This window comes from Nocardia sp. NPDC060220, assembly GCF_042727815.1.
Classification (GTDB): Bacteria; Actinomycetota; Actinomycetes; order Mycobacteriales; family Mycobacteriaceae; genus Nocardia.
Map to the genome: position 1 here is coordinate 1 of NZ_JBHWZY010000139.1, position 10,913 is coordinate 10,913.

Consider the following 10,913-nt stretch of genomic DNA (forward strand, 5'->3'; position numbering starts at 1 on the left):
GGCCTGTTTCCTCGCCGTACGATCCTAACAGTACGCTTGTCCTATGAAATACGCGGGGGCCGTGGGTGGTGCCGCGCAGGCGTAGCCGGGCGCCGAGTCGCGTACTGTGCCTGACGAGCGAAGTCGGGGAAGACGCAGTGACGCTCACCTTGGCAGTGTTGGACGCCCGTCGCGACACCGGCGATCGTGGCTCGACAGACCGGATGGAACATGACCACTTTTGCGCCGATGGCGGCCGAACTGCCGCCGAACACCGTGCTGAGCAGCGTCGCGTCCGACCTCGCCGACAATCACGTCGCGGCCCCCAAGGGTCAGGATCAGGAGAAACTGGCGGCGATCGTCGCGCAGGCGCGATCCGAGGGGATCCCGCTCAGCGTCGTCATCGTTCCCGGTAATCCCGGCCACGACTCGAGCCTACGTGACCTGGCCACCGAGGTCGGCGAGAACACCCACGGCACTGTCGCCGTGTTCAGCGACGACTGGCTGGGCACCTACAGCGACACCATCAGCCGGGTGCGGCTCGAATGGGCCGAGGATGCGGCCAAGTACAAGGGCAATCATCCTGAAGAGGCCGTGCAGGCCTTCGTCGACCGGCTCGAGCAGCCGGAGGGCGTTTCCTGGGGCGTCATCACCACGGTGTTGCTGACCCTGATGGCACTCGTGATCGCCGGGCTGTACCTGGTGAAGGTCCGCCGCGGTCCCGATGTGGACGCACCGGCAGCCCCCACGTCCTCGCGCGTCGATGCGGGTTCCACCAACTAACTGGTTTCACTGCAGTCACATTTCCAGATCAACGGTCTGTTTTCTGCGGTAGAAAACTGTCCTTGGTCAGGCTAATTCCGAGCAATCTGTGAATTGATGCCGCGCCCCACTGTGACGGATGTTTCCTTTGTGAACTATGTGTCGTACGGTTGCGATGAACGCGATCGTGAATGCAGTGGTACAGGGGGCATTGGTCGACTCTTGTGGTCGGTGTTTCGACTGATGCGCCGGTGGCGTATGTCGAGTCGAGATACTCGGAGGTGCCGTGCGCAGTGCGGGCAGGCAGGACGAACCAGGTCTATTACGAATAGCGATCGGTTTGCTGGCGGTAGTGGCAGTGCTGCTCGCCGCGGGACCGGTCGCTGCTGTGCCACCCCCTCCACCCAATCCGTCCGACGGTGAGATCGCCGGGGCGGGCGCTCAGGTCGACGCGCGGGTCACCGAGATCGGTGTACTGATCAATCGCGTCGCGGCGGCCGATCAGCAGTTACGCGAACTCGACGACCAGCTCGCGGGCAAACGGGAAGCGGTCAACCAGGCACTCGTGGACCTGCAGACCGCGCGCGACGCCGCCGACGCGGCCGCGGCCGCCGTCACCGACAGCCAGACCCAGCTGGCCGACGCGGGCGTGAAAGTCGGTGCGGCACGCCAGGATTTCGATCAGGTCGCCACTCAGGCGTACGTGCGCCCCGCCAACAGTTCGGTCGTCACCTACCTCGCCTCCTCCACCCCCGATGCCGCGATGGATCGCGCGCAGGTGCTCGGCATGGTGTCGAAGAACCAGCGGCAGGTCCTGGACGGCTTGCGCCGCGCCCAGGTCGCCCAGGCAAACCAGAACTCCGCCGCGCGGCAGGCCAAGACCGACGCCGACAACGCCGCCGCCGGGGCTGAGCAGAAGCGCGACGCGGCCCAAGCCGCGGTGAACATCGCGAAGTCCGAATTCGACACCCAGGCCGTGGCTCGCGACACCCTGCGTCGCGACCGCAGCGCGGCACAGTCCGCTCTCGACGTCGCCCGCTCGACCGTCGCCGGGCTGCAGAGCCAGCGCGAGATCTTCCTGGCCTGGGACGACCAACGCGAAGCCGAGGTGATGGCCCTGCTGGCCGCCGCCAACGCCGCCGCCTCGCGCGCCGCCGCCGACAAAGCCGCCCGCGATCGCGCCGCCCAGCTCAACGAGGGCCAGCGCCCGCACGCCGACCTCGAGTCGACCCCGGCCTCCCCGCGCCGAACCAAACCGCGACCCTCGCAACCGCAGGTCACCGGTTCGGCCGCGATCGAAACGGTGGTCGACCGCGCGATGTCGCAACTCGGCGTCACCTATGCCTGGGGCGGCGGCGACGAAGACGGTCCCACCCTCGGCATCCGCGACGGCGGCACCGGCGACGCCCACGGTGACTTCAACAAGGTCGGCTTCGACTGCTCGGGCCTGATGCTCTACGCCTTCGCCGGCATCGGCGTGTCGCTGCCGCACTACAGCGGCTATCAGTACAACGCGGGCACCCGGGTCGACGTCGAGGACCGCGAGCGCGGCGACATGCTGTTCTGGGGTCCCGGTGGCAGTGCCCACGTGGCGATGTATCTGGGCAACGGCAAGATGATCGAGGCCCCTGAATCCGGGGATGTCGTGAAGATTTCCCCGGTCCGCGAAGACGGCATCATGCCGTACGCGGTCCGCATCGTCACCGGCTGAGTGTCCATCGCCGCTGGTAGGGCCGCGATCGATGCAGCGTGCGCCACAGTCGCCGCTGCGCGTGAGCGGCGTCACGAGCATGACGAATCCCCGTCTAGTACTGGCCGGTTGCGGCGCACCGGGCGATTCAATGGAATAGTTGGTGCCGCACGCACAGGACCAAAGCGAAAGCGGGGATGTTGGTGACTTCGACGGAAGGTGTGAGCGGGCCGAAGCTGGCGAAGGACGCCGGTACGGCCACGCCGAGCACCCTGGAGCGTGACGTCCAGACTCTCGAGAAGGCGATCTACGAGGTCAAGCGGGTTATCGTCGGTCAGGACCGGCTCGTCGAGCGTTTGCTCGTGGGCGTTCTGGCGCGCGGACACGTGTTGCTCGAAGGTGTGCCGGGCGTCGCGAAGACTCTTGCGGTGGAAACCTTCGCCAAGGTCGTCGGCGGCTCGTTCTCCCGGGTGCAGTTCACCCCGGACCTGGTGCCGACCGATCTCATCGGTACCCGCATCTACCGGCAGGGCCGCGAGGAATTCGACACCGAGCTCGGCCCGGTCGTCGCGAACTTCGTGCTTGCCGACGAGATCAACCGCGCGCCCGCCAAGGTGCAGTCGGCACTGCTCGAGGTGATGGCCGAGCGCAAGCTGTCGATCGGCGGCAAGACCTACCCGATGCCCGATCCGTTCCTGGTCATGGCCACCCAGAACCCGATCGAGAGCGAGGGCGTGTACCCGCTGCCCGAGGCGCAGCGCGACCGCTTCCTGTTCAAGGTCGTCGTGGACTACCCCTCGGTCGAGGAAGAGCGCGAGATCATCTACCGGATGGGTGTGAGCGCGCCCGAACCGAACCAGATCCTCGACCCCGAGGACATCATCCGCCTGCAGAAGGTGGCCGCCAACGTCTTCGTGCACCACGCGCTCGTCGACTACGTGGTCCGTGTGATCACCGCGACCCGCACGCCCGCCGACTTCGGCATGGAGGATGTGGCGAGCTGGATCTCCTACGGCGCGTCCCCCCGCGCGAGCCTGGGCATCATCGCCGCGGCGCGCTCGGTCGCGCTGATCCGTGGCCGTGACTACGTGGTTCCGCAGGACGTCGTCGAGGTCATCCCGGACGTGCTGCGTCACCGTCTGGTGCTGTCGTACGACGCACTGGCCGACGAGGTTTCGCCCGAGGACGTCATCAAGCGCGTGCTCCAGACGGTCGGGCTGCCGCAGGTCGCCCCGCAGGCCAACGGCCAGGCCGCACCGCAGCAGCCGCCGGTGCCCCAGCCGCCCCAGCAGCCGCCGGTGCCGCAGGCGGTGAACGGGCAGCAGTCCCAGCCCGCCGGCTCCGTCGCGCCCCAGTGAGTGCGCCGGAACCCGTTGTCCGCGTGCCCGTGTCGTCTCACGCTCCGCCCTCGTTCCGTGCCGGTGAACTGACCGACCCGAAGCTGGCCGCCGCGCTCAAGACCCTCGAGTTGACCGTGCGGCGCCGCCTCGACGGCGTGCTGCACGGCGACCACCAGGGGCTGATCCCCGGACCGGGTTCGGAACCGGGGGAGGCACGGCTGTACCAGCCGGGTGACGATGTGCGACAGATGGATTGGTCGGTCACCGCCCGCACCACCCATCCGCATGTGCGGCAGATGATCGCCGACCGCGAGCTCGAGACGTGGCTCGTCGTCGACCTGTCGTCGAGCCTGGACTTCGGCACCGGCCGGGTACACAAACGCGATCTCGCGATCGCGGCGGCCGCGGCGATCACCCACCTCACCTCCGGGGGCGGCAACCGGATCGGCGCGGTCGTCGCGACCGGTCAGGATCTGGTACGCATCCCCGCTCGCAGCGGACGCATGCATGCCCAGACCCTGCTGCGCGGCATCGCCACCACCCCGCACGCCCGCGACGGCGTACGCGGCGATCTCAAGGCCGGGATCGAATCGCTGCGCCGTCCGCAACGCAAACGCGGTCTGGCCGTGGTGATCAGCGACTTCCTCGGTGACGTCGACTGGCAGCGCTCCCTGCGCGCGATCTCCGCCCGCCACGATCTCCTCGCCGTGGAAGTGCTCGACCCCCTCGATGTCGCGCTGCCCGACGGCGGCGACGTGGTGCTGCACGATCCCGAATCGGGCCGCACCCGCGAGTTCAGCGTCACTCCCACGTTGCGTGCCGATTTCGCGGCCGCGGCCCGAGCCCAGCGTGAGCAGGTGGCGCAGGCGCTGCGCAGCTGCGGCGCGCCGGTGCTCACCCTGCAGACCGATCGGGACTGGATCGCCGACGTGGTCCGGTTCGTGTCCACCCGGCGCCACAGCCTCGGCGCCCCGAGCGGGCGGGTGCCTCGCCAGTGAGTATTTCGCATTTCACGGCCGTCGTCTGGCTCGGTTTCCTCGCGGTCGTCGCCCTGCTCGTGCTCGGTTACGTGCTGGTGCAGCGCGCCCGGCACAAGCGGATGCTGCAGTTCGGCAACATGGCCATCCTGGAGCGGGTCGCCCCGTCGCGACCGAGCCCGATGCGCCATGTCCCGATCGCGCTGATCCTGGCGGGCTTGGTCCTGCTGACGATCGCCGCGGCCGGTCCGACCGCCGTGCAGAAGGTGCCGCGTAACCGCGCGACTGTGGTTCTGGTGATGGATGTTTCGCTGTCGATGGAAGCCACCGACGTGGAGCCGAACAGGTTGCAGGTCGCGCAGAAGGCAGGCAAGGATTTCGTCGACGGGCTGACCCCCGGTATCAACCTCGGTTTCGTCACGTTCGCGGGCACGGCCTCGGTGATGGTGTCGCCGACGACCAATCGCGAGGCGGTCAAGCACTCGATCGACAACATCAAGCTGGCCGAGCGCACCGCCACCGGCGAGGGCGTCCTCACGGCCCTGCAGTCCATCGACACTCTGGCCGCCGTCCTCGGTGGCGCCGAGACGCCGCCGCCCGCGCGGGTGGTGCTGATGTCGGACGGCAAGCAGACCGTGCCCGACGACAAGGACGTCGACAACCCGCGCCACGGTTTCACCGCCGCGCGCCTGGCCAAGAACAAGGGCATCCCGGTCTCGACGATCTCCTTCGGTACCGAATGGGGCACGGTCGAGATCCCGGACTCCGACGGCAAGGGTTCCCAGCGGGTGAAGGTGCCGGTCGAAAACGACTCGCTGCGCGAGATCGCCGAGCTGTCCGGCGGCGACTTCTACACCGCGTCGTCGCTGGCCGAACTCACCGCGGTCTACGACACCCTCGAGGAACAGATCGGCTACGAGACCACGCGGGGCGATGCGAGCCGCCCGTGGCTGTTGTTCGGCATGCTGGCCATCGCGGCGGGAGTCGTGGTCAGTTTGCTCTATCGTCAACGCCTGCCCTAGCTCCCACCGCCCCGCGTTGTGAGCTGTCGCAACGGCGCGACCCTGACGCGGGGCGCACGAATCGGAACAGATAGGTTGGACCCTATGTCGAACGTCACATCCCGGTCGGTCCTGGTCACCGGCGGTAACCGCGGTATCGGTCTCGCGGTCGCGCAGCGTCTGCAGGCCGACGGCCACAAGGTCGCCGTCACCCATCGTGGATCGGGGGTACCCGAGGGTCTGTTCGGCGTGAAATGCGATGTCACCGACAGTGATTCGGTCGATCGCGCGTTCACCGAGGTCGAGGAGCACCAGGGTCCGGTCGAGGTGCTGGTCGCCAATGCGGGCATCACCGACGACACCCTGCTGATGCGCATGACCGAGGACCAGTTCGAGCGGGTCATCGACGCCAACCTCACCGGTGCCTTCCGCTGTGCCAAGCGCGCCAACCGCGCCATGCTCAAGGGGCGCTGGGGCCGGATGATCTTCCTCGGTTCCGTCGTCGGGCTCGGCGGTGGCCCCGGCCAGATCAACTACGCCTCCTCCAAGGCCGGTGTGATCGGTATGGCTCGCTCCATCAGCCGTGAGCTGGGCTCGCGTTCGATCACCGCGAATGTGGTGGCGCCTGGTTTCATCGAAACCGATATGACCGCTGAGCTGCCCGATGATCTGAAGGAAACCGCGAAGAAGTTCATCCCGCTCGGGCGTCTCGGCCAGGCCGAGGATGTCGCCGCGGTGATCAGCTTCCTCGCCTCGGAGGACTCCCGCTATGTCACCGGCGCGGTCATCCCGGTCGACGGCGGCATGGGCATGGGTCACTGATCCGATAACGGCGCTGTCGTCCACGTCGACGGCTGCTATTGCATGGGTCACTGATCCGCTAACGGATCGCCCCGCGCCACCGACAAGGTGGCGGCAACCATACTGATTTCAGGAGAACCGAAAACTCATGGGCGGACTGCTCGAAGGCAAGACCATCCTGGTCACCGGCATCATCACCGACTCGTCGATCGCGTTCCACGCGGCCGCGATCGCGCAGGAGCAGGGCGCGAGGGTGATCATCACCGGTATTCCCGACCGACTGCGGCTCATCGACCGCATCGCCAAGCGGCTGCCGCAGGAAGTGCCGCCCGCCATCGGCCTCGACGTGACCAACGAAGAGGATCTGGCCGCGCTCACCGAGAAGCTGCGTGAGCTGGCCCCCGAGGGCATCGACGGCGCGCTGCACTCCATCGCGTTCGCGCCGCGGTCGATCATGGGCCCCGGCGCGCTGCCGTTCCTCGAGGGCCCTGGCCCCGATGTCGCCAAGTCGTTCGAGATCTCCGCGTGGAGCTACGCCTCGCTCGCTCGCGCCGTGCTCCCCGTCATGAACGAGGGCGGCTCGCTCGTCGGCATGGACTTCGATCCGCGCGTGGCCATGCCGTACTACAACTGGATGGGCGTGTCCAAGGCGGCGCTGGAGTCGGTGAACCGCTATGTGGCGCGTGAGGTCGGTGCCGCCAAGAAGGTGCGCTCCAACCTGATCGCCGCGGGCCCGATCAAGACCCTCGCGGCCAAGGCCATCGCCGGCACCGCGACCGACGATGCCAAGCAGCTCGTCCAGCTCGACCAGTACTGGGACGGCGCGTCGCCGATCGGCTGGGACGGCAACGATCCGCGCGCGGTCGGCAAGTCGATCGTGGCGCTGCTCTCGGATTGGCTGCCCGCCACCACCGGCTCGATCATCTACGTCGACGGCGGCGCCAGCCACAATATGTGGTTCCCGGAGAACATGTCCCTGAGCTGATGCCGGACGCCCTGCTGCTGCTGTCCTTCGGTGGTCCCGAGGGCCCCGAGGACGTGATCCCCTTTCTGGAGAACGTCACTCGGGGCCGTGGGGTGCCCCCCGAACGGCTCGCCGAGGTCGCGCAGCACTACCTGCATTTCGGCGGGGTCTCGCCGATCAACGCGTTGAATCAGCAGATCATCGCGGCGCTGGAGGCCGACCTCGCCGATGCCGGGCTGGATCTGCCGGTCTATTTCGGCAATCGCAACTGGCATCCCATGGTCGAGGACACGGTCGCGCGGATGACCGCCGACGGTGTGCGTTCGGCACTGGTCTTCCCGACGTCGGCGTGGGGTGGATATTCCGGTTGCCGCCAGTACGACGAGGACATCACCCGCGCCCGCACGGTGGTCGGTGCCGGTGCCCCGGAGCTGGTGAAACTGCGCCAGTACTTCGATCACCCGCTGCTGATCGAGTCGTTCGCCGACGCGATCGCCGCTGCGGTGCAACAGATTCCGGCCGAGCGCCGCGACGGCGTGCGCTTGGTCTTCACCGCGCACTCCATCCCCGTCTCGGCCGACCTGTCGGCGGGCCCGCCGGCCGACGGTGGCCGCCTCTACAGCAGGCAGGTCGCCGAGGCCGCCCGATTGTGTGCCGCGGCAACCGGTTTCGCCGAGTACGACGTGGTGTGGCAATCGCGTTCGGGCCCGCCACAGGTACCGTGGCTCGAACCCGACATCGTCGACCATCTGGATGTGCTGCACGGCAAGGGCATCGACGCCGTGGTGGTGTGCCCGGTCGGTTTCGTCTCCGATCATCTCGAGGTGATCTGGGACCTCGACAACGAAGCGTCGACCCGCGCCGCCGAGCTCGGCATGGCCTTTGCCCGTGCGGGGACACCCGGCACCGATCCGCGATTCTCCCGGATGATCGTCGAACTGATCGCCGAACGCGTGAGCGCCGGTCCGGTGCGCGAACTCGGTACGGTCCCCGGGTACGGCTGCACCGTCGACGGAGCCCTGTGCGCTCCCGGTTGCTGCGAACCGCCCGCGCGCCCGGTCCGGCGCTGAACACAACCGGATAACCATTCACCGGTAGTCCCCGGTTCGAGGAGTAGCCTTTTCACAGTTGCGCTCGACTGATCGGAGGATTTCCGATGATTTCGACCACGCCGCGCCGCGCTGCCGGGTTCGCCCTCGTGCTGACCGCCGCCGCGCTCGGTCTGACCGGCTGTGGCGGGGACTCCGGCTATCAGACCCAGCCCCCGCAGCCCACCGAGCCCACGATCTCGCAGGCATCCGTCGAGGAATTGTGCGGCATCCTCGACGGACAGAAAGGGACGTGGAAGGCGCTGGGCCCGCGCGTCGCGCGGGTGGCGTTCACCGGCGCGATGAAGCTGTGGACGGTCAACGACACCGTCGCCAACGCCGCGATCGCCTACAACCGCCACATCGTCGACACCGTCACCATCCGCACCTGCCCGCAGGTCCGCGATGCGACGCTCAGGTCGCTCGATGTGCCCGATCTCAAAGTCGCCCTCGGCGGATTCTGAACTGGCGCTTCCCCGTTCGGCGCATCTCTGCGTTAGCATCGCCGCAGACCTTCGCCCGAAGGTCGGGTGACGCTACGGGGAGGGCCCGATGAACCATGCCGACATGATGCTGACCGCACTGGCTCGGGGAGGTGGTCTTCTCGCCGGCGACGACATACTCGCGGGCGATGCGGAGGCGGTGCTGGCCCGTCGTGGGGGCGGTAGCAGCGTCAGCGTCGGTGGTGGCGGGGTCCCGGAGTGGGTCTGGTACCTGATCATCGGGGTTGTTGTGCTCATCGTGTTGATCGTGTTGATCCGCGCGTTCAGTGGTTCCTCGAATCAGGCTGCGCCACATCAGATGCCGCCACAGCACATGGCACATCAGCAGCAGCCGTACCCGGCGCAGTACCAGCAGCCGTACCCACAGCAGCACCCGTCGGGCCCCGGCTACCCGCAGGCACAGTACTCGCCGCAGTATCCGCAGGGTCAGTACCCGCAACCGTATCCGCAGCAGCAGCCGATGCCGTACCCGCAGCAGCAGCCGTACCCGCAGCAGATGCCGTATCCACAACAGCCGCAGTACCAGCAGCCTTATCGGCACTGACGGATCGGCTCCGGCGTGCGCCACCGGATTCGGTGGCTACCCCGTCCGTCCCGAATGCGGAAGGTCAGCCGTCGCGGCGGGCAGCGGCGTGGACCGCGACGAGGCGGGCCTCGCGGATCGTGTTCCACAGCGGCCGCAGCAGGGATTCGTGCGCCCCGAGCGCGGTGGCCGAGGTGGGCGAGGACGCCGGCTCGTGCTGAGCGACGGTGAGGATCGCGGCCACATGATCGGCCGTATCGAGAATTCGCTTGGCGCGCAACGGGATCGAGTCGGGATAGGCGTGGCGCGCATAGGCCGCGAGCTGGGCCTCGATCTGTTCACGCGGATCGTCGTCGCCGTTGCCGACCGAGGTGGTGTGCAGTTGCATCAGGGCGTCGGCGGCGTCGCGCACCGATTCGCGCATGGTGTACTCGGCCTCGCCGAGCGACATGTCGTGACCCGCGATACGCGGCAGATCGACGCCGTAGACGGTCCACTGCAGGGCGTCGTCGTCGTCCCACTGCGGGATCAGGCCGGTGCCGGGCTCGCCGGGAACGCCGAGCAGCAAGCCCTCCTCGGCGTCGATCGCGTCGGCCGCGAACGCGGTGCCGACCGGCAGCCCGCGCACGTCACCCGGTGCGGGCAGGACCAGGCGCAGCTGCGCCCCGGCGGGAGCCATCGCCTCGCGGATCACCTTGAGCAGCGGCATGGCTCCGTTGCCCGCCGCACCGCGCGAGGTCCACGGCAGGTCGGTACGTCCGCCGGTGACCGGGTCGCCCGCCGCGATGGTGTGGTGCGGCGCCCAGGCGTGCAGTGCCTCCAGCACGTCGTCGGGCGCGCTGGTACCGGCCAGCCAGGAGCCGGCCCACAGCGTCAGCGTGGCACTGGGAGAGCACATAATCATCGAGCATAAAGGTTCGCCCGCGATCGCGTGCGCGCACCGAGGTGGTCGATGGTGCCTACGCGGATCACCGATTTCGGCGCGACGATACGTCTGACCTGCTGTGCGTTCACTCCGGCTCGGTCACGAAGTCGATGAGCCGTTCGACCGCGCCGATGAGTGGGGCTTCCAGATCCCGGAACGAGCCGACCGCATCGTAGACACGGCGCCAGCCCTGCTGCGGTGTTCCCCAGCCGAGGCGCGCGCAGATTCCGGTCTTCCAGTCCTCGCCGCGCGGCACTGTCGGCCAGGCATCGATGCCGAGCGCGGCGGGGCGTACCGCCTGCCAGACATCGATGTAGGGATGGCCGGTCACCAGCACGTGCGGGCCGAGGCCGGCGGTCA

At 68.1% G+C, this 10,913-nt stretch carries 12 protein-coding genes; 10 read left to right on the plus strand and 2 right to left on the minus strand.

What is annotated here, in order from left to right:
• The first annotated feature begins 210 nt into the window (after window positions 1-210).
• The 10 genes from ACFWF3_RS09845 to ACFWF3_RS09890 all read left to right on the plus strand — a co-directional run bounded on the left by ACFWF3_RS09845 (window position 211) and on the right by ACFWF3_RS09890 (window position 9,649).
• On the plus strand, window positions 211-762 hold the full coding sequence (locus tag ACFWF3_RS09845) for a DUF6676 family protein (RefSeq protein ID WP_379313297.1): 552 nt from the start codon (window positions 211-213) through the stop codon (window positions 760-762).
• 322 nt (window positions 763-1,084) lie between these two features.
• Window positions 1,085-2,452: an NlpC/P60 family protein gene (locus ACFWF3_RS09850; protein WP_378995347.1), complete on the plus strand. Its 1,368-nt coding sequence runs from the start codon at window positions 1,085-1,087 to the stop codon at window positions 2,450-2,452.
• Between the two features lie 176 nt (window positions 2,453-2,628).
• The gene (locus ACFWF3_RS09855; protein WP_379313298.1) at window positions 2,629-3,789 is read left to right on the plus strand and encodes an AAA family ATPase; all 1,161 of its coding nucleotides are present in this window, start codon (window positions 2,629-2,631) and stop codon (window positions 3,787-3,789) included.
• Window positions 3,790-3,812: 23 nt separating this feature from the next.
• Window positions 3,813-4,769 (plus strand): DUF58 domain-containing protein, encoded by a 957-nt coding sequence (locus tag ACFWF3_RS09860; protein WP_378627164.1) that lies wholly within the window; start codon window positions 3,813-3,815, stop codon window positions 4,767-4,769.
• The gene (locus ACFWF3_RS09865; RefSeq protein WP_379313299.1) at window positions 4,766-5,770 is read left to right on the plus strand and encodes a VWA domain-containing protein; all 1,005 of its coding nucleotides are present in this window, start codon (window positions 4,766-4,768) and stop codon (window positions 5,768-5,770) included. Before ACFWF3_RS09860 ends, ACFWF3_RS09865 begins: the two co-directional genes overlap by 4 nt.
• An 84-nt stretch (window positions 5,771-5,854) precedes the next feature.
• The gene (gene fabG1, locus ACFWF3_RS09870; protein ID WP_101467171.1) at window positions 5,855-6,571 is read left to right on the plus strand and encodes a 3-oxoacyl-ACP reductase FabG1; all 717 of its coding nucleotides are present in this window, start codon (window positions 5,855-5,857) and stop codon (window positions 6,569-6,571) included.
• A gap of 127 nt (window positions 6,572-6,698) precedes the next feature.
• Complete coding sequence (gene inhA, locus ACFWF3_RS09875) at window positions 6,699-7,535, plus strand: NADH-dependent enoyl-ACP reductase InhA (protein ID WP_266290283.1); 837 nt, start codon at window positions 6,699-6,701, stop codon at window positions 7,533-7,535.
• Window positions 7,535-8,584: a ferrochelatase gene (locus ACFWF3_RS09880; protein WP_379313301.1), complete on the plus strand. Its 1,050-nt coding sequence runs from the start codon at window positions 7,535-7,537 to the stop codon at window positions 8,582-8,584. The genes inhA and ACFWF3_RS09880 overlap by 1 nt, the downstream gene beginning before the upstream one ends.
• Window positions 8,585-8,670: 86 nt before the next feature.
• Entirely contained in the window at window positions 8,671-9,066 is a 396-nt protein-coding gene (locus ACFWF3_RS09885; RefSeq protein WP_378627168.1) for a hypothetical protein, read from the plus strand.
• Window positions 9,067-9,154: 88 nt separating this feature from the next.
• A complete protein-coding gene (locus ACFWF3_RS09890) occupies window positions 9,155-9,649 on the plus strand; it encodes a hypothetical protein (RefSeq protein ID WP_379313302.1) in 495 nt (164 codons plus the stop codon).
• Between the two features lie 64 nt (window positions 9,650-9,713).
• Here ACFWF3_RS09890 and ACFWF3_RS09895 read toward each other — a convergent pair whose 3' ends face one another.
• Together ACFWF3_RS09895 and ACFWF3_RS09900 are read right to left on the minus strand one after the other, a co-directional pair.
• Complete coding sequence (locus ACFWF3_RS09895; protein WP_379313303.1) at window positions 9,714-10,526, minus strand: hypothetical protein; 813 nt, start codon at window positions 10,524-10,526, stop codon at window positions 9,714-9,716.
• A gap of 112 nt (window positions 10,527-10,638) precedes the next feature.
• Window positions 10,639-10,913: DUF3097 family protein (locus tag ACFWF3_RS09900; protein WP_379313304.1), on the minus strand; the 275-nt coding region annotated here is incomplete at its 5' end.

What these genes read in the sequence shown, in the direction of transcription:
- ACFWF3_RS09845 (WP_379313297.1), top strand. Translation starts at nt 211, where the DNA reads ATGACCACTTTTGCGCCGATGGCGGCCGAACTGCCGCCGAACACCGTG.
- ACFWF3_RS09855 (WP_379313298.1), top strand. Translation starts at nt 2,629, where the DNA reads ATGTTGGTGACTTCGACGGAAGGTGTGAGCGGGCCGAAGCTGGCGAAG.
- fabG1 (WP_101467171.1), top strand. Translation starts at nt 5,855, where the DNA reads ATGTCGAACGTCACATCCCGGTCGGTCCTGGTCACCGGCGGTAACCGC.
- inhA (WP_266290283.1), top strand. Translation starts at nt 6,699, where the DNA reads ATGGGCGGACTGCTCGAAGGCAAGACCATCCTGGTCACCGGCATCATC.
- ACFWF3_RS09880 (WP_379313301.1), top strand. Translation starts at nt 7,535, where the DNA reads ATGCCGGACGCCCTGCTGCTGCTGTCCTTCGGTGGTCCCGAGGGCCCC.
- ACFWF3_RS09885 (WP_378627168.1), top strand. Translation starts at nt 8,671, where the DNA reads ATGATTTCGACCACGCCGCGCCGCGCTGCCGGGTTCGCCCTCGTGCTG.
- ACFWF3_RS09890 (WP_379313302.1), top strand. Translation starts at nt 9,155, where the DNA reads ATGAACCATGCCGACATGATGCTGACCGCACTGGCTCGGGGAGGTGGT.
- ACFWF3_RS09895 (WP_379313303.1), bottom strand. Translation starts at nt 10,526, where the DNA reads ATGTGCTCTCCCAGTGCCACGCTGACGCTGTGGGCCGGCTCCTGGCTG.